Origin of the sequence: Croceibacterium mercuriale, from assembly GCF_000802385.1 — a bacterium.
GTDB classification, from domain to species: Bacteria; Pseudomonadota; Alphaproteobacteria; order Sphingomonadales; family Sphingomonadaceae; genus Croceibacterium; species Croceibacterium mercuriale.
This window is the reverse complement of record NZ_JTDN01000001.1, coordinates 249,047-270,034: the sequence shown is the minus strand read 5'-3', so window position 1 is coordinate 270,034 and position 20,988 is coordinate 249,047. Positions and strand designations below refer to the sequence as shown.

Annotated in this window: 24 protein-coding genes and 1 pseudogene; 15 read left to right on the top strand and 10 right to left on the bottom strand. The window is 60.7% G+C overall.

What is annotated here, in order from left to right; genetic code table 11:
• The first annotated feature begins 263 nt into the window (after positions 1–263).
• Entirely contained in the window at positions 264–1,760 is a 1,497-nt protein-coding gene (locus tag PK98_RS16610) for a site-specific integrase (RefSeq protein WP_161792385.1), read from the top strand.
• Complete coding sequence (locus PK98_RS16605; protein ID WP_152608499.1) at positions 1,757–2,203, top strand: hypothetical protein; 447 nt, start codon at positions 1,757–1,759, stop codon at positions 2,201–2,203. Before PK98_RS16610 ends, PK98_RS16605 begins: the two co-directional genes overlap by 4 nt.
• Before the next feature lie 129 nt (positions 2,204–2,332).
• Here the strand turns inward: PK98_RS16605 and PK98_RS01260 are convergent.
• Positions 2,333–3,482 (bottom strand): annotated as a pseudogene (locus PK98_RS01260) (IS3 family transposase).
• 453 nt (positions 3,483–3,935) lie between these two features.
• Here PK98_RS01260 and PK98_RS01250 point away from each other — a divergent pair.
• The 5 genes from PK98_RS01250 to PK98_RS01230 all read left to right on the top strand — a co-directional run bounded on the left by PK98_RS01250 (position 3,936) and on the right by PK98_RS01230 (position 9,204).
• Positions 3,936–4,529: a recombinase family protein gene (locus tag PK98_RS01250; RefSeq protein WP_039093680.1), complete on the top strand. Its 594-nt coding sequence runs from the start codon at positions 3,936–3,938 to the stop codon at positions 4,527–4,529.
• Positions 4,530–4,636: 107 nt separating this feature from the next.
• A complete protein-coding gene (locus tag PK98_RS01245) occupies positions 4,637–5,668 on the top strand; it encodes an AAA family ATPase (protein WP_039093678.1) in 1,032 nt (343 codons plus the stop codon).
• 19 nt (positions 5,669–5,687) lie between these two features.
• Positions 5,688–8,132, top strand: coding sequence for a S8 family peptidase (locus PK98_RS01240; RefSeq protein ID WP_235425356.1), 2,445 nt, complete (start codon positions 5,688–5,690; stop codon positions 8,130–8,132).
• Between the two features lie 443 nt (positions 8,133–8,575).
• A complete protein-coding gene (locus tag PK98_RS01235; protein WP_039093676.1) occupies positions 8,576–8,821 on the top strand; it encodes an AbrB/MazE/SpoVT family DNA-binding domain-containing protein in 246 nt (81 codons plus the stop codon).
• On the top strand, positions 8,818–9,204 hold the full coding sequence (locus tag PK98_RS01230) for a type II toxin-antitoxin system VapC family toxin (RefSeq protein WP_039093674.1): 387 nt from the start codon (positions 8,818–8,820) through the stop codon (positions 9,202–9,204). Before PK98_RS01235 ends, PK98_RS01230 begins: the two co-directional genes overlap by 4 nt.
• A 79-nt stretch (positions 9,205–9,283) precedes the next feature.
• Here the strand turns inward: PK98_RS01230 and PK98_RS01225 are convergent, their stop codons facing one another.
• The 6 genes from PK98_RS01225 to PK98_RS01200 all read right to left on the bottom strand — a co-directional run bounded on the left by PK98_RS01225 (position 9,284) and on the right by PK98_RS01200 (position 14,199).
• Positions 9,284–9,664, bottom strand: a complete 381-nt coding sequence (locus PK98_RS01225; RefSeq protein ID WP_081995984.1) for a DUF305 domain-containing protein — start codon at positions 9,662–9,664, stop codon at positions 9,284–9,286.
• Positions 9,665–9,724: 60 nt separating this feature from the next.
• Positions 9,725–10,762, bottom strand: a complete 1,038-nt coding sequence (locus PK98_RS01220) for a copper resistance protein B (RefSeq protein WP_407637596.1) — start codon at positions 10,760–10,762, stop codon at positions 9,725–9,727.
• 134 nt (positions 10,763–10,896) lie between these two features.
• Positions 10,897–12,831: a copper resistance system multicopper oxidase gene (locus PK98_RS01215; protein ID WP_039096077.1), complete on the bottom strand. Its 1,935-nt coding sequence runs from the start codon at positions 12,829–12,831 to the stop codon at positions 10,897–10,899.
• An 86-nt stretch (positions 12,832–12,917) separates the two neighbouring features.
• On the bottom strand, positions 12,918–13,487 hold the full coding sequence (locus PK98_RS01210; protein WP_039093669.1) for an RNA polymerase sigma factor: 570 nt from the start codon (positions 13,485–13,487) through the stop codon (positions 12,918–12,920).
• Positions 13,484–13,918 carry a periplasmic heavy metal sensor gene (locus PK98_RS01205; RefSeq protein ID WP_039096076.1) on the bottom strand — a complete coding sequence of 145 codons (435 nt, stop codon included), beginning with the start codon at positions 13,916–13,918 and terminating at the stop codon, positions 13,484–13,486. The genes PK98_RS01210 and PK98_RS01205 overlap by 4 nt, the downstream gene beginning before the upstream one ends.
• 5 nt (positions 13,919–13,923) lie before the next feature.
• Entirely contained in the window at positions 13,924–14,199 is a 276-nt protein-coding gene (locus tag PK98_RS01200) for a hypothetical protein (RefSeq protein WP_039093667.1), read from the bottom strand.
• Positions 14,200–14,333: 134 nt separating this feature from the next.
• Between PK98_RS01200 and copC the strand changes: the two genes are divergently transcribed.
• The 7 genes from copC (at position 14,334) to PK98_RS16205 (ending at position 18,785) form a co-directional block, all read left to right on the top strand.
• The gene (gene copC / locus PK98_RS01195) at positions 14,334–14,711 is read left to right on the top strand and encodes a copper homeostasis periplasmic binding protein CopC (protein WP_039093665.1); all 378 of its coding nucleotides are present in this window, start codon (positions 14,334–14,336) and stop codon (positions 14,709–14,711) included.
• Positions 14,708–15,691, top strand: coding sequence for a copper homeostasis membrane protein CopD (gene copD / locus PK98_RS01190; RefSeq protein ID WP_081995983.1), 984 nt, complete (start codon positions 14,708–14,710; stop codon positions 15,689–15,691). The genes copC and copD overlap by 4 nt, the downstream gene beginning before the upstream one ends.
• 5 nt (positions 15,692–15,696) lie before the next feature.
• A complete protein-coding gene (locus PK98_RS01185) occupies positions 15,697–16,449 on the top strand; it encodes a glutaredoxin family protein (RefSeq protein WP_039093663.1) in 753 nt (250 codons plus the stop codon).
• A gap of 71 nt (positions 16,450–16,520) precedes the next feature.
• Positions 16,521–17,090: a DUF305 domain-containing protein gene (locus PK98_RS01180; protein ID WP_052207845.1), complete on the top strand. Its 570-nt coding sequence runs from the start codon at positions 16,521–16,523 to the stop codon at positions 17,088–17,090.
• Complete coding sequence (locus PK98_RS01175) at positions 17,087–17,593, top strand: DUF6692 family protein (protein WP_039093660.1); 507 nt, start codon at positions 17,087–17,089, stop codon at positions 17,591–17,593. The genes PK98_RS01180 and PK98_RS01175 overlap by 4 nt, the downstream gene beginning before the upstream one ends.
• Before the next feature lie 60 nt (positions 17,594–17,653).
• Positions 17,654–18,217, top strand: a complete 564-nt coding sequence (locus PK98_RS01170; protein WP_039093658.1) for a c-type cytochrome — start codon at positions 17,654–17,656, stop codon at positions 18,215–18,217.
• 157 nt (positions 18,218–18,374) lie between these two features.
• Entirely contained in the window at positions 18,375–18,785 is a 411-nt protein-coding gene (locus PK98_RS16205) for a CopD family protein (RefSeq protein ID WP_235425354.1), read from the top strand.
• A gap of 83 nt (positions 18,786–18,868) precedes the next feature.
• Here PK98_RS16205 and PK98_RS01165 read toward each other — a convergent pair whose 3' ends face one another.
• Positions 18,869–19,204, bottom strand: coding sequence for a four-helix bundle copper-binding protein (locus PK98_RS01165; protein WP_039093656.1), 336 nt, complete (start codon positions 19,202–19,204; stop codon positions 18,869–18,871).
• A gap of 112 nt (positions 19,205–19,316) precedes the next feature.
• On the bottom strand, positions 19,317–20,069 hold the full coding sequence (locus tag PK98_RS01160; protein ID WP_039093654.1) for a MauE/DoxX family redox-associated membrane protein: 753 nt from the start codon (positions 20,067–20,069) through the stop codon (positions 19,317–19,319).
• Between the two features lie 78 nt (positions 20,070–20,147).
• Between PK98_RS01160 and PK98_RS16200 the strand changes: the two genes are divergently transcribed.
• Positions 20,148–20,549, top strand: a complete 402-nt coding sequence (locus PK98_RS16200) for a MerR family transcriptional regulator (RefSeq protein WP_081995982.1) — start codon at positions 20,148–20,150, stop codon at positions 20,547–20,549.
• Positions 20,550–20,642: 93 nt separating this feature from the next.
• Here PK98_RS16200 and PK98_RS16975 read toward each other — a convergent pair whose 3' ends face one another.
• Positions 20,643–20,816 (bottom strand): hypothetical protein, encoded by a 174-nt coding sequence (locus PK98_RS16975; RefSeq protein ID WP_161792384.1) that lies wholly within the window; start codon positions 20,814–20,816, stop codon positions 20,643–20,645.
• Between the last annotated feature and the right edge of the window lie 172 nt (positions 20,817–20,988).

Sequence of the window (20,988 nt, the reverse complement as noted above, 5' to 3'; positions counted from 1 at the left end):
TGGCTTTTCTACTGTTCACACGTACCCTGAGGCTAAGAGAACGGGTTAAATCTCCGCCACAGCCTGGATCATGGGCTCAGCATGTTAGAGGTTTGCTAGCCGTCGCAAAGACGGCGCTTTCGATTACCGGCCTTGGCTCCGCTCAATCTACCTGCGAAGATGGGGATCCCATCTTTGCAGCACTCTTAGGTTCCCAATTCAAGAGTAAAGTCTTAGACGAGCATTCTAGTGACCTGGCGCGTGTAGCGCCTCGTCTCAACGCCTTGGCACAGACTTCCAGTTTCGATGATTGGCATGTTACGAAGGTTCCACCCGAAAGTGGCAAGAACCCCGACAGTCGGACTTGGGCGCCATTTTCCGATGACTTCACTTATCTCCTGGCCGATTCAGCTTTGTGGTTTGCGGAAGTCTTGGGGCCTGATGTTTTACGTTGCTGGGCCGGATTGCGAAAGCTCCGCGAGCAGAGGATTACCACCTCGAATCCATTGAAGGCAAAGGTACAGCGAGACGTCTATGTCAAAAGCTTTGTCACCTCGTCCCTTCCAACTGACCAGTCTTTCAAGTACTCGATAAAGCTGAAGATGCACAAGGACGGTAGATACCAGATAATTGAAGTAAACCGTTGGTCTGATCTTGACCCTGATAGCTTGAGACAACTTGCAGCTAAAATCCAAGCTTCACACGCCATAATTCTAGGTTTGTGCATGGCTCCGAGAAACGGGGAACTAGCATCACTTCCGCGAGAATGTTTGCGAACTTTAGATGATCTTAGTTTGGTTCGTGGCTATACATTCAAATTGTCCGAAACTTTCGAAGAGAGGGATTGGCCCATCCCTCGCGTTGCTGTGGCAGCAATACGACAGCAGCAGGTTATCGCGAGCCTACTAGATCCTGCGGGTGATCATCTGTTTGTCTCTTTTAGGCAAGAAAGATCTCGGCTTTATGCAACAGAGAAGTTACTTCTCAAGCCCACAGCTTTCACCGATGCTATCGTGATACCTGGTCGCGGGCCACTCACATCTTTATGCAGTGGCAATGTTCACAGTCACCGATTGCGCAAGACAGTTGCTCGCCTTGCTGCACTTTCCTTGGTCGGCGCTAACCAGATCCTTTTTGACATCTTAGGGCATCGTGATCCTGAGATGACAATGAATTATATACTAGCTGATCCATTGCTGCAGGAAGAAATGCAACAGATCACCAAGGAAGCGGCGATAGCAATCGCCCAGAGCGCTTTCGATAACAGCGATGGTAATGGTGGAGCAGCTCGAGATAAGGTGTCGCACTTAGCTGCTCGGCTGAAGGTCCGTTCTGCTAACGATGAGCTCGGTAACAGCTCGTTGTTAGAGGCGGCAAAGCTTCTTTCTCAAGACGGTCGAGTGACTCTTGTTCGTAAAGGTGTCTTGTGTACCAAGACGACTAATCAGAGGGGTGAGTGTAATCGCTCGATCGGAATACCTGACATCGGAAACTGTAGCGTTTCCTGTCTACACCGGTTAGAACTTGCTGCAGCCAGACACGATCGAACACGGGCCGTATTTCAAATCCTTGATGAGATGAAAGCGTCCGGCCCATTGCTGCGGCGATGGTGGCAGGCACAACTATTGACTCAGCTGTACCCCTTTGAGGATTTGCGGCTAGAGTTGTTAGGCAACGCTCAAGTACAAGCGGCTTTGATTGACATACCTGACCACCTTATAGCAAGACTTTGGACTTCCGGGAAAGAAGAAGCAGATCGCCTGTTGGAGGACCTACGATGATCTCTGACAAACTTCGGGCAGTGAAGCAACAGGAGCAACTAGCCACGGTTACAAAGGTGACAAAGGCCATGCGCCTTATAGAAAAAGAAATCCTTAGAAAGGGCTATTATCCAAGAAACAAGGGGCAAGTGACCATGGTTGAGCTTGCTTCAAGAGCTGGGATCGGGCGGTCGACACTTAAGAACCCCGGACATAAGGAGCTTCAGGTCGTAGTTAAAGCTTGGGTCAAAAGAATGCGAGTAAAATCAGCTGTAGTACGTAAGCCGGCAGGCACTCGCCCTTCCGCTTCTCAGCTGCGACCTTCTGAGACATTGGCCTTTCAGCAACTGAATACCTTCAAGGTTCACTATGAAGAGCTTCTTAGAAGAGTTTCAGTCTTAGAGTTGGAAAATGCTGCTCTTCGAAAGAAGGTGCTGACCGCGTTCCCGCACCAGGTGATCTGATACCAACCTGCATTGATCAGAACTCACGCGTCCATTGGCCGCGGCCGATGGTCATGATGCGCCAGGGTTGAGCCTGTTCCAGGCCTCGCAGCAATGATCGACAATGTTGTTTGAGTAGCCCCTAGATTTCTAGACGCCTTCCGCTTTCAACATCCGCTGCCGTTCGAACTCGACGGGTGACAGCATTCCGTTCCTGACCTGCTTGCGCACCGGGTTGTAGAACATCTCGATGTAATCGAACACGTCCTGCCGGGCTTCCTCGCGGGTTTTGTAGGTCCGTCGCCGGATGCGCTCACGCTTGAGCGAGGAGAAGAAGCTTTCGGCGACGGCATTGTCATGGCAGTTGCCGCGTCGGCTCATCGAGTGCTCAAGGTTGTGAGCCCGGATGAAGGCTGCCCAGTCCATGCTGGTGAACTGCGAGCCCTGGTCCGAGTGGATCAGCACCCGCTGCTTCGGCTTGCGCCGCCATACCGCCATACCGCCATGTGCAGCGCCTGCAGCACCACGTCGGTGGTCTGGCGGCTCTGCATCGACCAACCCACCACGCGGCGCGAGTAGAGATCGACCACGACCGCCAGATACGCAAAGCCCTCCAGGGTGCGGATGTAGGTAATGTCTGTCACCCAGGCCCGGTCTGGCGCTGCCACATCGAACTGGCGATCCAGCGTGTTGTCGACCGCCAGGGAAGGTTTGCCGTCATAGCTGCCAGGCCGGCGCTTGTAGCCGACCTGGGCCCTGATACCCGCCAGCCTGGTTAACCGCGCAACGCGGTTGGGGCAGCAGGTCTCGCCGTGATCCAGAAGGTCATCGTGCAGCTTGCGGTAGCCATAGACCTTGCCGCTGTCGTTCCAGGCCTTGCGGATCAGATCGGTCTGCCGGGCATCTTCCCGAGCCCGCCGGCTAAGCGGGCTCTTCTGCCAGGCATAGAAACCGCTGGGCTGCACGGCAAGGCAGCGGCACATTGCCCGCACGCCAAAACGATCGCGATGCTTGGCAATGAACGCGTATCTCACTTTGCATCTCGAGCGAGATACGCGGTGGCTTTTTTTAGGATGTCGCGCTCCTCGGTCACCCGGGCCAGCTCGCGCTTCAGCTGGCGGATCTCGGCATCCTTGCCAGCATCGCCGGATACGACCTTCGCCAGCTGCCGCTTCCACGCATACAGCGAATGCGGGCTGACCCCGAGCCGCTGCGAGAATTCCGCTACTGGATACCCGCGCTCGGTGATCTGGGCCACCGCATCGCGCTTGAACTCATCGCTGAGATTGGGCTTCCCCATCATCGCCTCCTGTCCTCAAAATTAGGATCGAAGGCGTCCAGAAATCTAGGGGCTACTCAGCCCTTCAACTCCACGTGCTCGATGTTCCCAGTGAGTCGGTCTCACCTGGTGAGGTCAGAGCCGGGTTCTGCAATCTACAATTGTTCATTTATATTAGACCGGTTCCAAAGGGCTTGGGGGTACAGCTGCCACCGTTTGGCTCGTGCAGGATCCAACCACGGGCACCGAGGGTTGCGGCGATCGGATGCCGCGGCCTGCCCGTCCATCTACCCTGCTGCTGACAGGCACTACGGCCATCTTTATTGGAACGGCCTCGATGTACGAAAGGGGATCGTTCAGCGTACTCTCTCCACCCTGGTCGGTGACCCACGGGAATGCGCCACCCGATGAGTCTCAGAAGGCTGGTACGATATGTTTTGCAGTGATGGGGCCTCATACGTTACACTTGGGCCCATGATCCACACGCTGATCGGCTATGCCCGCTGCTCGACCGACAAACAGGACCTTGCCGCTCAGCAGGATGCCTTGCTCAAGTTGGGCGTGGCGGCCGATCGTATCTACACTGACAAGGGCTTCACCGGTACGAACCGGGATCGGCCCGGTCTCGACCAAGCGCTGGCGGCGGTGCGAAGTGGGGATACGTTGGTGGTGCCTAAGCTCGACCGGCTCGCCCGATCAGTTCCAGATGCACGTGCGATCGGTGACAGCCTGACTGCACGCGGTGTGAAGCTGCAGCTAGGTGCCAGCATCCATGATCCGGCGGACCCAATGGGCAAGCTGTTCTTCAACATCCTGGCGACGTTTGCCGAGTTCGAGGCGGACCTCATTAGGCTGCGAACCCGTGAGGGCATGGCGGTCGCACGATCAAAGGGGAAGCTGCGCGGCAAGAAACCGAAGTTGTCCGATCGCCAGCAGAAGGAGCTTCGTCGGATGTACGATACCGGCGACTACTCAATCAGCGACCTGGCAGAGCTGTTCTCCATCTCGCGGCCGACCGTGTACCGGACCTTGGCGCGTCAAACGACTGTCCTGGCGACGGCGGCATGACCAACTTCGAGACCGGGGCGTCTGAAGGGGAGCAATGCGGGTTACGCAATGTTCGCAACAGACTTGATAACCGTCGCGCCGGTTCGAAGGCGATGATAGGGTAGCTCGTGGCTCGCAGCGATCTTCTTGTCTCCCTTGTCCGCGCCGGGGCTGCCGGAGACCGCGACGCGTTGCGGTCCACGGCCGAGGCGCTGGCAGCAGACGAGCGTGCCAAGAACCATCACATCGTAGCTGATCGCATACAGCGGGCACTCTCCGCTGTACCGGTGACGCCGCCCGCTCTGACCGCGGCTTCCCCGCACCTTTATGCGGCGAGCGGCCGTGAGGCGATCCTTGAGATTGAGGCGCGTCTCTCCCTTGGCGAGCTGATCCTACCGCTCCCGGCAGGCGAGAGTGGCCGCCAATTGATCGAGGAGCACCGACGCGCCGACGTGCTGCGGGCCAGCGGTTTCGAGCCTCGTCACCGCGTGCTGCTGTCGGGGCCGCCAGGTAATGGCAAGACCTCATTCGCCGAGGCTATCGCCGAAGGACTCGGGCTTCCCTTTTTTGTAGTGCGTTACGACGCGCTAATCGGCAGTTACCTGGGTGAGACTAATGCTCGCCTACGCAAGCTGTTCGACTATGTTCGAACGCAGCCTAGCGTCCTGTTCTTCGACGAGTTCGATGCGATCGGAAAGGAACGTGGCGATACGCACGAGACCGGTGAGATCAAGCGCGTGGTGTCCTTCCTGCTGATGCAGCTTGACCAACTGCCGAGCTATGTCGTGGTGGTCGCGGCAACCAATCACGGTGAACTTCTCGACCGTGCCGTTTGGCGGCGTTTCCAGATGCGTTTAGCCTTGCCTGCGCCACGTCGATCCGAGATTGCCGTTTTCCTTGACCGGATTATGTCGGGTTGGAAGGTGGCACCGGCCCTTTCTGTTTCGAAGATCGCGACCAAACTTGGTCACGTCAGCTATGCAGAGGCGCTCGACTTCTGCCAAAATGTACGACGTCGCCAAATCCTCGGTTTGGGCGAAGTATCGGTCGATGCCGCGCTCACCATGGAACTCGACCTATGGACGAAGCGCGTGACACCTGAGATCCTGAATGCCGAGCGACCCAACCAAGCCCCTCCTACGCCTGACGCCACAAGCTGATCGACCGCGCGCTGTTGGCGTGGCCCGCGCCATGCCACGGCCCGACGGTTTCGCTGTTGAACGCCAAGATCAACGGATCGGACCCAAGTTCAGCCGCTTAGCTGATGTGTTGGCGCGTGGCGGTGGCGCACTTGAGCTTCGGGCCGATCCAACAGCGCTCGCGCCGGAACGCCTTCTGGTTTTCGAAGTGCGGGGCGCGATTGCTCCCTTTGCTGAGGCTATTCGGCGTGCTGGTCTTGAGCTCGTCGACGAAGAAGAGCTCGCTGGCGACGAAGACGACAAGGCCCCGGTAGCCTACCTGATGGTTCCCGACCTCGTGGCGCTGCAGAACATTGCCTCCATGTGGCGTCGCTGGCGTGCCGGGCAGCTCGTCCGCGGTGAAACCGTGTGGGCTGACGTTTTCGAGAGGCTCCGCGACCTGAGAACGTGGGGGCCTGCCGACCGCGTGCAGCCACATGATGCGGACATTCTGGCCGCCGAGATTGAGGGCCTTGTAGATAACGACCTTATCCGGCTTGAGATCGAACTCGTGTTCCGCGCCGGCGAACCCGCCGCGCGTGATGCCGAAGCAATCGTGGCAGCCGCAGTGGCAGCTCGGGGCGGCCTTGTCGTCTCCCGAGCTCGTATTCCTGAAATCGCCTATCATGCGTTACTTGCCGATTTGCCGGTGTGGGCAATTCAGGAGGTCTTGGCTCACGGCCCGGGCGGAATAGCCGGGCTGGAGCCCGTCATTTATCTTCGCCCGCAGAGCGTTGCTACCGGGATCGAAGTTGACGAACCGCTTGTCCCCGATCCTGTCGCTCACGAGGCGCGTCCGCTCGGCACGCCGATCCTTGCGTTGCTCGACGGCGTGCCAGTTGCCGGCCATCGCCTACTGGTCGACCATATCACGCTGGACGATACGTTTGATCTTGAACCCGGCGCGCTTGTTGCTCAGCGGCGCCATGGGACAGCAATGGCCTCCCTAATTATACATGGTGACCGCAACCGACGCGAGCCAAGCTTGCCGCGTCGTGTTCACGTCATACCCGTCATGGGAAATGGCGATGCCTTCCCGCACGATCGCCTTGTAGTCGACCTGATCTACCTTGCGGTGCTTCAGCTACGCGAAACAGCCCCTGACGTGGTCATCGTTAATCTCTCGCTCGGCAATGCGCACCGCCCCTTTCACGGGCAGCTATCGCCTTGGGCAAGGCTAATTGACCGCCTCGCTCAACGCTTCGGTCTGCTTTTCATCGTTAGCGGCGGTAACCAGACGAACGACATCGGCGTCCCAGCATACCAGAACAGCATTGCCTTTGAAGATGCTGCGGAGCCCGATCGGGTGACAGCAATGGTCACTGCCATCAACAACATCGCCGCAGATCGAAGGCTGCTCTCCCCGGCTGAGACAGTCAACGGGATCACTGTTGGCGCCTGCAACGACGATGCCGTCTCCCCGGCAGATCGCGCGCTGGCCCGTGTTCTGGTCGACCCCTTCCCCGGACGCCGTATGGCAAACCCGTCGAGCGCATTGGGGCCCGGCTTTGCCAACGCGGTCAAGCCCGACATCCTGATGCCCGGATCGCGAGAACATCTCAGGGTGGTACGCACTCACGCTCATATTGACGTTCGCTCAAGCGGACCTGCGCGGGGTGCCGGCTTGCGTGTCGCTGCACCACCAGCGGGAGGGCGAGAGGACCTAGATGGCTATACAAGCGGCACCAGTGCAGCAGCGGCGCTTGCGTCTCGTACCTGCCACCGTATCCACGATGCTCTGGAGGCGGCCTATGGAGACGAGTTTCTACGCCTGCCATCGATCAACCGGGCCGTGCTCTTGAAAGCGCTGCTAATTCATCCCGCACGCTGGCCAGAAGACATGGCCGAGGTAATCCGCCGGACCATCGGTCCGATTGGGCGCGGGCAAGCCAGTCGGCAAAAAGATAATATTCGACGCTTCTTGGGCTTTGGTTGCGTTGATGCAGATGAGGCGCTGGCCTGCACAGCCGACCGTGCAACATTCTTCGCCACGGGCATGCTCGCTCGCGACCGCACCGCCACGATCGAGGTGCCCGTGCCGGCAGCGATCGGCGGTCAAGCGCGCCCGCACCTTCTTGCGGCGACGCTCGCCTGGTTCACGCCTGTGTCGCCCGGCCGCAAGAGCTATCGCAGCTGCAAGTTGCGCATCCTTGACCCCGATGAGACGGAGGCGCTGGCGATCAAGGCGCACTCAAATCAGCCTGACGGCAACCAGACAAACCGGGGCACAGTCTTCACACGCGTCTGGGCCGGCGACCAAGCGCCTGCTGTGACGCCGAACATGACGGTCGCGCTAAAAGTGCAGCGCGAGCCCGATCAGGCGGCGATAATCGACGAGCCTATTGCCTATGGACTGGCGGTAACGTTGGCGATGCCCGGCGAACTCCGCCTTTACAACGAAGTAGTGGCCCGGATCGCACCGCCCGTCCGAGCCGGCGGTGCCTGATGGCCGACCACTGACCTCTGCCGGTGTATTGTCCATGCTCGCTTGAGACTGAGATCACTGCACAGGACTCACACAAGTTCAGGCTAGCACAGCTCGGCCGAAAGTTGCGCCTGGGACGCAAAGGTATCGAGTGTGCCGGGCGCGCGCTGCGTCATGCTTATAGGCCAGAATGAATAATACCGGTCTCTTTTGGGTAGTCTGCTGAAGCCTAGTCTTCCATACATCGTTCGCATACGGGAAAGAGACCGCTTTGTACCTGGTCTTCTAGAGGTATACCCAAAAGGCATCGTTTTTGGCGGAGATTGGCAGAGCTTCGGGCATAAGGTACGTCGGCACGTTTGTGGCACGGGCGCTTCTGTGTGGCGCGAAAGAGCTCTTCTTGCACCCGCGCGTGCTCAGACCTACACAGCGCCTACGAGCCGCTAATCCCTCGAGGTGCTTCCATGACTCTCCAGATTAACATCACGCCGAACGGCCGCATGAGCCTGCCCGCTGACGTTCGAAAGCGCCTGGGCCTGACAGGTGGCGGAGCGGTCTATCTCGACGAAACGGAAGATGGCATCATCTTGAGAACAGCTACTCAGTCAGTGGCGCGAGCTCAGGCTCTGGCCAAGCAGTACACCGGCGATAATCCCGATGCTTCGGTCGATGCCTTCCTTGCGCGACGCCGTGAAGAGAGCGGAGAGTGAGTGTGGTACTCGATGCCTCTGCCCTCATCGCAATGCTCAAAGGGGAGCGGGGCGCGGCTAAGGTGGCAGCTGGCATCGCAGGCGCGCGGGTTAGCAGTGTGAACTATGCCGAGGTGGTTAGCCACTTTGTCCATGCAGGTATGCCCGAACGGCAAGTCGACGCCATGCTGGATCCCCTTCCCCTTACCTTGGTGCCGGCAGACAAGGCGCTTGCGCAGATTGCTGGACGAATGCGGGCTGCAACAGCCGAAGCAGGCTTGAGCCTTGGTGACCGCTTCTGCCTGGCGCTCGCGCGGCGCGATGGATTGCCGGCGTGGACCAGTGACCAGAGCTGGAGAAAGATCGCCGATGCTGTCGAAGTCAAGGTTGTAGCGATCCGCTAGCTGCCGGCTCGTACGTGTGCGGCCGCGCCAGGCGGCTGATGCCGCACCCGCCTGGGCTCCCGAAGCTAAGGCTGACTGTTTACTGCTCTTGCTTCCCCATTCCGCGGAGCATCGCATTCAACGTCGCGATCTCGCGGTTCTGGCTGTCGATCGTCTTCTGCGCTTCGCGGCGCACATCGACGTTCTCGGTATTGGTAAGTGCAATCTGTGACATGTCGACCGCGCCGCGGTGATGCTCGATCATCTTTCGGATCCACGTTTCGCCAGCATCCGCGCCTGCCGCTGCCATCATCTGCTCGTGCATCTTCATTTCAGAAGGCGCGTAGGGATTGGCAGCGGTCGGCTGCATCATCTCGGCATGGTTCATCTGACTGTGGTCCATACCCTGCTGACCTTGATCCTGAGCGAGCGCTGGGCTCGCCATTAGCAAGGCAACGGTCATAGTGGCTGCGATCTTCATTGCACGCTCCTCAAAGCTCAACCCGTCCTAAGCGTGATACGCGGAGCGTTCCATCAGCCCTTAGAACCAAAGTCTCACGCCCGTCACAAAGCTGAAGCCGCCGGTGCTCTCGCCTTCGTCCCGCGCGTAGCGAGCGGTGTCGCCAAACTTCCGCTCCCACGACACGCCGATGTACGGCGCGAACTCCCGACGGATTTCGTAGCGAAGGCGCAGCCCTAGTTCGGCATCGGAAAGGCCGGAACCGATCTCCTCCGCTGGCATGTCCTGGGCGGCGAAGTTGAGCTCGGCGCGAGGTTGGAGCACGATCCAGTTGGTGATGCGCTGGTCGTAGTAGGCCTCCGCCCGTGCGAGCACGTCACCCTTGTCCGACAGGAACAACGTCCCCTCAACGTCGAAGAAGTACGGCGCGAGAGCTTCAAAGGCGACGCTCGCGTAAGCCCTGCTCGGATCGGGTCTGATGTCGTAGCGAATGCCCGCCTGCAAGTTGACGTATGGGTCAAGAGCGCGGCTGTAGAGGAGCTGTATCTCCGCATCCTCGACTGAACGGCCGAAATCTCCCGCTCCTTCGGTCTTCACCACCAAGCGGTTGATGTCACCGCCGAACCATCCCTCACCGTCGAAGCGGTAGCCATCGCGGCCATCCCTAATCTGCACTTCGGCGAGGTTGAAGATAATCTGGCTGAACGAGCCCCCGCCGTGCTCCTGCTTTAGTTCGCGGACCTCTCGGGCCATCTCCCTCTCGCCGTAAAACTCGCTGGCAGCGCTGCCCGGAAAGGCATTCGGTGCGGCGGCGCCACCTGGCGGCAAGTTGGTTCCGATGGGACCGTGGTGCTCGGCCATGTTGCCGCCACCCATTTGGTGACCTGCATGAACATCTGTCGCGCTCTGCTGCGCCGGCATTGCCCTCATGTCATGGCCAGCGTGCGGATTGCTCTGCGGCGTTGGCGTAGGTGCTGCTGGCATCGCATGGCCTGCATGGACGTCGTTCGGCGATTGCGCAGCAGGTGCAGCGCCCTCCATGGCTCCCATGTCATGTCCGGCATGCGGGTCTGGACGTGTCTCCTGCTCTTCTTGCGCGGCGCTCGGTGCAGCCGGCATGTTATGCTCCGCATGTACATCGCTCGGGGGCGGACTTTGCGGCGCGGGGCTGGTATGACCAGCATGCCCGCTATGCTGCGCGAGTGCCGGAGAAGCGAGCGCCAACCCGGCGACACCGGCGACTAGAGCCGCCTTCATGCGACCTCTCCTTGCTCGTTCCTGACCTGAACCACCTGCATCATGCCTGCGTGCATGTGATAGAGCATGTGGCAATGGAACGCCCAGTCACCGGCCTCCGCCGTCATATCCCAGCTCACCTTACCGCCCGGCTGCACGAGGACGGTGTGTTTGCGCGGCGCGTAAGCACCGTGCCCGGTGACCAGCTCGAAAAAGTGGCCGTGGATGTGGATTGGGTGGCCCATCATGGTGTCGTTGACCAGCGTGATCCGCACCCGCTCGCCGGTGCGGAACGGGATGGGCTCCTTCACCTCCGACAACTTCTCGCCGTCGAACGCCCACATGTAGCGCTCCATATTGCCGGTGAGATGGATCTCCAGCTCGCGACCCGGCGCGCGCGTGTCGGGGTTGCGATCGAGCGCCATGAGCTGCCGGTAGTTGAGCGCGCGGTGCGGCACGTCCTCTAGCCCCTGACCGGGGAAGTCGGTGCGATCGACGGGCATGGGCGAGATGGTCTGGACGCCCGGCCCCTTCTTCACGCCGGGTGCATTGGAGAAGTCGCGCATGGAGTGGTCCATGCCGCCTGAGCCGTGGCCCATCGCTGCGTGATCGGCCGCCGACATGCCGGCCATGCCTGCGGCGGCCGCGCCCGTGGCCGCCTGGCCGTGGCCCATCGCCGCGTGCTCAGCTGCCGACACTGCGGCGCTGCTTGCAGCTGCGCCATCATGGTTCATCATGCTGGGATCCATCGCGGGCCCAGGGGCGGACGGCGAGCCTGCTGCCATGCCGTGGCCCATCGCCGAGTGATCCATGCCGCCACTAGTGCCATGGTCCATGCCACCCATGCCCATGTCCTTCATGGTCGCCAGCGGTCGTTGGCGGAGCGGCGGGACAGGCGCGATCATTCCTTCACGAGGAGCCAAGGTCGCCCGAGCCATGCCAGACCGGTCGACGCTCTCGCCCACCAGCGTGAAGGCACGATCCTCAGACGGTATCACGATCGCATCGTAAGTCTCGGCAGGACCGAACTGGAATTCATCGATCTCTACTGGCTGCACGTTCAAGCCGTCCGCCGCCACGATCGTCATCGGCAGACCGGGAATCCGGACGTTGAAGGTGGTCATCGCGGACGCGTTGATGATGCGCAGCCGGACCCGCTCGCCCGGCCGGAACAGTGCCGTCCAATTATCCTGCGGACCGTGACCGTTCACCAGATAGGTGTAGGTTGTGCCAGTCACGTCCGCGACGTCAGCCGGATCCATGCGCATCCCGCCCCACATGAGGCGTTCTGACGCACTTTGGCCCTCGCCGGCGAGAAGACCGCCAAGCGTCTGCCGCTGCCGATTGAAGTAGCCTGCCTCCAGCTTGAGCCGCCGGAAGATCGCGTGCGGGTGAATAGGACTGTGGTCGGACAGAACGATGACGTGCTCGCGGTCGAACTGGACGACGTCCTCGCCCTGGGGATCAATCACGATGGGACCATAGTGGCCCATCTGCTCCTGCAGCCCGGAGTGGCTGTGATACCAATAGGTGCCCGACTGGATGACCGGGAACTCGTAACTGAATGTCGAACGAGCAGGAATGCCGGGAAAGCTGACACCCGGCACGCCGTCCATCTGAAATGGCAGCAGCAAACCATGCCAGTGTACCGAAGTTTCCTCATCCAGCATGTTCTCGACATGCAGACGGACGTTCTGACCTTCGCGCAGCCGAATGAGCGGAGCAGGAACGGTACCGTTGATGCCGATGGCGTGGCTCTGCCTTCCATCGATGGTCATCATCTGATGCGCGATGCGCAAGCGGATATCCTCGCCAGACACGGTCGGGAGCGGCCTGGAGATGCCTTGGGATATGGGCTGCGCCCACGCGGGCATGTGGCTCGCTAGCGCGAACCCACCGCCTGCAAGGGTCGCGCCGCGGAGCAGCGCCCGACGATCAAACTGTGCGTTCATGAAGCTTTCGGACTCGATTGCTGGTGTCATGAGGGTACGCGGGCCGCAGCCTTATCCCTGAAATCTTTTTCCTGAGCGGCAGGCCATCATTCGCTCGTCGCAAGCATATCTGCCAGTTTGGCGCGGGCACGATAAAGCCGGGTTTCGACGGTCTTTGCGCTCACCCCCAGTGTTTCCGCCGTCTCGGCCTGGCTCAGACTCTCGATGGTGCGAAGGATCAACACTTCCTTCAATGGTGCTGGCAGGTTCGCGATGGCCGTCGTGACCCGGGCAAGCTCTTGCCGATCCGCTGCAGCTGTATCCACCTCAGGCTGTGCCTCGGGCACGTGCCGCGCGTCTTCGATCGGGGCTGCGAGCGAAAAGAACCGGCGCACTGCGCGCTTTCTGCCCCAATCGCGACATTTGTTGATGGCAATGGCACACAACCAGGTGAGCAACGACCGTGCGGGATCGAACCGGCGAAGTGCTCTCCACGCCGCGACGAACGTCTCTTGAGTGAGGTCCAACGCTTCGTCGGCATCGCCGATATGCGATCGGATCAATCGGAAGACAGCTGCACGATGTCGGCGCATGATCTCGGCAAAGGCCGGCTGCTGACCAGCGAGGCTGAGGGTCACCAGCTCTCCGTCGGAGGCTGACTGATAATCGAGGCTCACTGCCTGTCTTGGGTGAGCGCCTTCACCACCGCCCGATCAAACTTCTCGGCCTGATCGGGCCTCAGGATCTGACGCATCGCGAACATGTGCGCGAGCGTCTCTTTTTGTAGTTCGCCCATCGCTGCATGGCTGCGGTCGACAGCTTGTGCCACGCGCGGGCCATAGCCGTGCTCGGCTTCGATGGCGGCGGCAAGGCGGGCATTATCGGCCCGCATCTCCTCCTCCAATGCACGGCGCTTAACCGCGAACGCTCTCTCCAGCTCGGTCAGTTGCGCATCCTGCGTCGGGTTTAGGGCGAGCTCATCATGAACGATGCGGTGAAGCTCACTGCCCGGGGGACGAGATGGGGCAAACAGCTCCCTGCCGAGCAGGACACCGCCGACCGCTGCCACGAACGCCGCGAAGACAATCAGGAACGTACGCGTCGACACCTTTGTCACCGCGTACCAGCAAGCAACGCGGACGGCGCCAGCGCGGTACCGAGACCAAGAGGCGCAACCTGACCTTCTGCTTCAATAGTGATCGCAGGTGAGCCCGCGCTCACCACGCCCAGACCGAGCGATGACAGCACTATCACCGCCCCGATGCCGAAGCCGAGGGTGGCGCGCGGCGGCTCGCCGAGCCGGGCCAAGACAGCAGCTTCAATACCCTGCAATCCCGCGTGGTCGGGCTCTGCCGTCAACCGTGCGAGCATCTGATCCAAGTCTTGCATCTTCGTCCCTCCGGCCCTGCCCTGATCTTGATACGTTCGAGCGGCACCAAACCCTCACATGAGTTCGACCCGCAGCCAAGGGGTGGTGGCTGTTCGCGCGTAGAAGCAGGGATAGTTCAGCAAGGAAAAGTCTCATGCGTAGTGTGTATCTGGCTGCCGCCCTCACGTTCGCCGCCCTGACGACCGGCGTGGCGAGCGCACACCCCAGGCTCGTCGCCGCGACCCCCGCGGCGAGTTCCTCGGTTGCCGCTCCGTCTCGGGTCCAACTGCGTTTCAGTGAGCGCCTGATGCCGCGTTTTACCGGCGCCGAGCTGGTGATGACCGGTATGCCAGGCATGACCGATCACCCGCCGATGAAGGTGGCGAGCAGCGCCGCTGTTGACGCTGACGGCCACACGCTTGTTGTCACGCCAGCACAAGCACTGCCGCGCGGAACCTACCGTGTCGACTGGTACGTAGTCTCGGCCGATACGCACCGGATCACCGGCACCCATATCTTCGAGGTCAAGTGACCGACTGGCCGCTCATCGTAGTCAAACAGGGGCTTCATGGGACACTGATGGTGCTGTTTGGTCTGGCATCCTTTGCTCTGTACACCCTGCCTGGCCATGAGCGCCGCTCGGCCTTTGCCTTACGAGTCTGGTTGAGCGGAAGCGCGGGCGTAGGACTGCTTCTCTCAGCGGCGCTCCTTGTTCTGATGGCGGCAGGTATGGCCGGCACGACGCCACTCGGCGTAGATCGTGAAACCATCACAATGGTCGCCACGGCTCCAGGCGTGGGTGCCGCCTTTATGGTGCGAATGAGCGCGTTGGTGCTCGCGCTGCTTGTCGCCCGCCGGGCGGCCTCCACAGTTCCTCTCGTGGTAGTCGCGGTCGCTGGCGGGGTGGCGCTCGGTTCCCTTGCCTGGAACGGGCACGGGGCGATGAACGAGGGCATCGCCGGATGGACACAACTTGGCGCCGTTATCGCCCACCTGCTCGCGGCCGGCATCTGGATCGGGGCACTCGTTGCTCTCCTCCTGCTCGTCGCACGGCGAGCTACGCGCACAACCCGGGCGCACCTGATAATCTCACATCGCGCGCTGCACGGCTTTTCCTCAGCGGGCACGCTCGCCGTGGGGGTTCTCGTCGTGAGCGGGCTGTTCAGCTCCTGGGTGCTGGTCGGCCCTGACAATTTGGACAGCCTGGGAGCGTCGCTCTACGGACAGCTCCTACTCGCCAAACTAGCACTGTTTGGCCTCATGCTGGTGTTGGCGGGTCTCAACCGGCTCCATTTGACGCCAGCATTCGCCGGAGCGCTCAACACCGGCGACACCCGCAGATCAGTAGGGGCACTGCGTCGTTCACTGGCCATCGAGACCCTCTGTGCACTAGCCATCCTTGGGCTGATTAGTTGGGCAGGCACGCTTGCGCCGCCGGCCTCTGGCGATCCTGAAGCGCAGCCACAAAAGGTCGCCGGACCGGTCGAGCTGCTCGGAAAGTTAAACGGGTGAACCTCATGAACAATCCCCCGCAAGTCCGTGAGAAGCGGGCTATCGTCCACCGAATGGTGATGGACAAACACATTTGTCCCTGGGGATTGCGCACCGTCCACCTCTTGAAGACGCAAGGCTTCAAAGTCGAAGACCGCTGGCTGACGACGCGACAGGAGACCGACGCCTTCAAGGCGAAGCACGACGTGAAGACGACGCCGCAAACCTTCATCGACGGCGAGCGGGTCGGCGGCTACGATGATCTTCGTCGCTTCTTCGGCAAGCCGGTAAAGGACCCGGACGCCACCAGCTACAAGCCGGTGATCGCCATCTTCGGCATGGGGGCATTGCTGGCGCTGGCGGTCAGCTGGCTCGTGTCCGGCCAACTGCTGACCGTTCTGACGATCGAGCTGTTCATCTCGATTTCTATGTGCCTGCTCGCCATGCAGAAGCTGCAGGACGTGAGCGGCTTCGCGACGATGTTCCTGGGGTACGACCTGCTTGCGCAGCGCTGGGTTCCCTACGCCTACCTTTATCCGTTCGGGGAAGGCCTCGCGGGCGTGCTGATGACCGCGCATGCGCTCGACTGGCTGTCTGTCCCGATCGCGCTGTTCATCGGCGGCGTTGGCGCGGTGTCGGTGTTCTACGCCGTCTACATTCAAAAACGGGAGCTGAAATGCGCCTGCGTCGGTGGCGGATCGAACGTGCCGCTCGGCTTCGTGTCGCTGACGGAAAATGTAATGATGTTCGCAATGGGCGTCCGGATGCTGATCGGGTAATCATTCCTATCATGGTTTAACGCGATCGAGCTTGTCGTATCCGATAGAGCGAAACTAAAGGAGCTTCTGGCATGGAAAGCAAGCAACAGGAGCATGGCGGCGGAGGCGGCCATTACGGTCGCTTCATGGCGATGGTCGGAACATCGACCTTCTGCATGTTCCTCCTAATGTACCTGAACACCTACAGCGCCGATCATATCTTCTTTTCCGAAACCCGCTTCTGGATGACGTTCGTCATGGGAGCGGTCATGGCGGTGGTGATGCTGCTGTTCATGTGGTCAATGTACAAGAACACCGCCAAGAACTTCATCATTCTGGGCGTCGCCGTAGTGACCTTCTCGCTCGCGCTTTGGCTGGTGCGCAGCCAGGAGACGATCGACGACGTCGAGTATATGAAGGCCATGATCCCGCATCATTCGATCGCGATCATGACCAGCGAGCGGGCGCATATCCGCGACCCGCGCACGCGCGAGCTGGCTCGGGACATCATCATCGCGCAACGACGCGAGATCGCCGAGATGAAGTATCTGATCGAGGATATCGAGAAGCACGGCGTCCGCACTGTCGAGCGCATGCCGACGCCGGCCGAACTCGGCTCGGCCGCGGCACCGGTTGGCTCCGCACAAGGAGGCGCACGATGAACCGCCTTGCGCTTCTTGCGGCTCTCGCGGCCGTTGCGGCTCTTCCCGGCTGCAACAGCAACACCGAACCTGGCAACGACAAGGAAGGGCAGCTTGACCCGGCACCGTCTCCTGCCCCCCGCATGCCGGCGGCGCAGGCACTATCGGGTATTGCGACCGAAGCCGTGCAGGCCGAGACAATGACCGACGCCGACATCGCCAGCCTGGGCGGCCCTGCCGGCAAATGCTCGGTGCGGCTGACCGCAGTCGGCTTCCCCTCGTTCATCTACGACGACCTCCAGGGGACCGGGGTGATCAAGCTGAACGGAAAGCTGATTCCACTTCGCGCGGCCGGAAATGGCCTGTTCGAGGATGGTGGCTTGCGGGTCATGCTGCGCCCCGTCGATCAGGAGTTCGGATCGGACGGACGGCGCGAGGCCGAGATGATCCTGATGCTGCCGGACGCAACGGATGAGCTTGGCTATCGTGGCTACGAGCAATGTCCGGAGGACCGGCAGGGGTGAAGATCGCCGGCGGGTGGCTCGGCTGAGCCTCTGTCGGCGGACACGCAAGGAGACAGAGCGATGAAGCAAATCCAGTGGCGCAGCTTTGGCTTTGGCGTGCTTGCACTGTCCATGCTTCTATTCGCCGCCGCGTTGATCACCGTGCTCACGGGCGCCTACGATGTCGCGGCTGATGACAGGCATACGCCTCTGGTCGGATGGGGCTTGGACACAACCATGCGTAACTCCGTGCAAAGCCGCGCCGACAATCTGACAACCCCCGCGTTCACGCCTGCAATGATCGCCAGTGGTGCCGGCGAGTACAAGGCGATGTGCCAGCACTGCCACGGCGGCATTGGCGCCGAGCGCGCCGAATGGGCTGGCGGCATGCGACCGCATCCGCCCGCGCTGGCTTCTGCGGCCAAGGGATGGTCGCCCGAGGAAGTCTTCTGGCTGGTGAAGCATGGGATCAAGATGTCCGGCATGCCGGCGTTCGGCGGTAGCCACGACGACCCCACAATCTGGAACATCGCCGCCTTTGTAAAAGCCATGCCGACGATGAGTGCTGAACGCTACGCTGCCTATGCCTCCGAAGGCGGAGATCACGGTAACGGCGACGAAGCCGGGCAGGCGCACCATAATTGACCCGATACTCCCCCGGGCCTCAATAGGCTGCTGAAGAGCAGCGCCTCGAAATGTCCGCTAACGCCAATCGCCTCCAAAACCTACAATTAGCAAACCGCCCCGTGCTGTCGTTCGCTACCTGTTCGCGTCTAGCGTACGTAGAACGCACTTTCGTGCAGTGACCCCTTGCTGCCGGCATCTGGTTTGGAGCGCCGGTTGCTCTCGTCCTGCTCGTCTCGCGACGGGCTACGACCCGAGCCCATCTGATACTCTCCCATCAGGCGCTGCATGGCTTCTCCTCGACGGGGACGCTTGCTGTAGGGTTCTCGTCGTCAGTAGGCTGATCAGCTCCTGGGTCTTGGTCGGGCCTGACAACTTGGGCAACCTGGGAACATCGCTTTACGGCCAGCTCCTTCTTGCCAAGCTCCTGCTCTTCGGCCTCATGTTGATGCTGGCAGGTTTGAACCGCTTCGGTTTGACGCCAGCTTTCGCTGGAGCGCTCAACACCGGCGATACCCGTGAGTCGCTACGGGCCTTGCGTCGTTCACTGGCGGTCGAGACCTTTGTGCGATCGCCATCCTCGGGCTGATTAGGTGGGCAGGCACCCTCGCGCCGCCAGCCTCTGGTATTTAGAGGAAGTGCGGGCGGCGCGATCGGCCGCCCACGCCACCCTTATGCCGCCATGGCTTCACATGTCTCCGCACACCGCAGGCAGGCAGCCACACAATCTTCCATGCCATCAAGCTTCTCGCAGCTTTCCGCACACGCCCGGCAGATCTGGGCGCAGATGCCACAGGTGAGCTTATGCTGCTCGGAGCCCCGCGCCATGAAGTCGAGCGACGTCGCGCAAATCTGGGCGCAATCGAGCATGATCTTGATGTGCTCAGGCGCCGCGTGCGCCCCTCCCGCGGGCAAGCAATGCTGGGTCACCATCGACAGACAGGTGACGTGACAATGATGGCAGGCATCCATGCATTGCTGCATCTCGGCGCTCATATGGTGGTGCATCCGGTCATCTCCTTAAGCTTGAGCCCCTCCCACCCTTGCTTACGCGGCTTGGCCGCTGAGCCCTCAAGCTGACGCTCGTCTAGAAGATCGACGCTTACTGCCGAGCGGCAGATCACATGCTCATACGCAGCGCCATCCACACGGCCATCGCCACCATCATGATGTTCTCTGTGAGCGACACGAACCCCAGTGGTACGTTGCTCGATCCGCCGACGCAGGCGCATTTCAGCTCGCGCCGATCGATGTAGACCGCCTTGAACACCGAAACCGCGCCTACCGTGCCGATGAACAACGCAATCGGGACCGACAGCCAGGTCAGCACGCCTGCAATCATCAGGATGCCGGCCGTCGCTTCGGCGAAGGGATAGATGTAGCTGTATGGCACCCAGCGCGCGGCCAGGACGTCGTAGTTCAGGAACATGGTCGCGAACTTCTCGACATCCTGAAGCTTCAACAGCGCGAGGACCGTCATGCTGAAGGCGATGAACCACTCCGCCGCTTGGAAGGTGAAAGGCGAGCCATATGCCGCCTGGCTTGCCGCAAGCGCCATGAACGCTGTGAGCGCGAACAACGTAGCAACCGGGCGGTAGCTGGTCGCACCTGGCTTCGCGACGTGCTTGCCAAGATGACGTCGAAGATCGTCGTAGCCGCCGATTCGCTCACCCCCGATAAACACCTGCGGCGTCGTCTTCACGTTGTGCGCCGTCTTGAAAGCGTCCGTTTCTTCGCGAGTAGTGAGCGGGTGATCTTCCACCTTGAAGCCGCGGCGACGAAGAAGATCGACAGCCTTCAAGCCATACGGGCAGGTGTGCCCTGGCATAACCATCCGATGGATAACCGCGCGGCTCGGCGTGGCGTTGCTCATGGGGATTCCTGCGCGTTGTTTCTCAATCCCCACCCATATAGGGTCAGTACCATAGTACGGAGTCAAGCCTTGAGCGCGATGACAATTGCAAAGCTGGCAAAGGCTGGAGGAGTCGGCGTCGAGACGGTGCGCTACTATCAACGGCGCGGGCTCATGAGTGAGCCCGCACGACAGGATGGCGCAGGTGCTGGCGGTCGCATCCGACGCTACGGTCCAACTGACGTTCACCGGCTCAGATTTATTCGGCAGGCGCAGATAGCCGGGTTCACGCTGGCTCAGATACAAGAGTTGCTGGAACTCGATATGACCGATGATCGGGCACGTGCGCGAGAGATGGCGCTTGAGCGCATCGTAGCGTTGGAAGAGCGAATTGCCGAACTGCAGACCGCTCGAGATGCGCTACGACGCTTGGCAGACGATTGCGGGTCAACGGCCTCTGGACCGTGTCCGATACTTGCATCGTTTGATCGCGCATCCTGACCTGAGGCTTTGTAGCGGAGAGGAAGTTCGTGAGACTCCGCGATCGAGCAACCCCGTGACTCACGTACAGTCGCCTGCTACCGCCCAATCGTGCTAGCTGATCTGCGCCTTGCAGGCAGGCGGTCGTTTGCCGTCTTGCTGCTCCTCGTTGCCACCGTGCTTGGTGGCGCGGTCGAGGCTGCCGCTTGCCAGGCTGAGAATGCGGCAACCTCGGTTATATTTCACGAGGGCAGCGATCGTTCGCAATCTGGCGCGGCTGAACAGCATGGCATGTGCGTTCACTGCCACTGCCATCATGTGTCGCAGGCACTTGCAGAAACGTCGGAGGTTGCTCCGTCCGAGTTGGCGAGTGCGGCACCCGTCAGCACCCCTGAAGATGTGCTCCAGCCTCTTGCCGGCGCTACACTCAAACGACCGCCCCGCGCTTAACCGAACACGC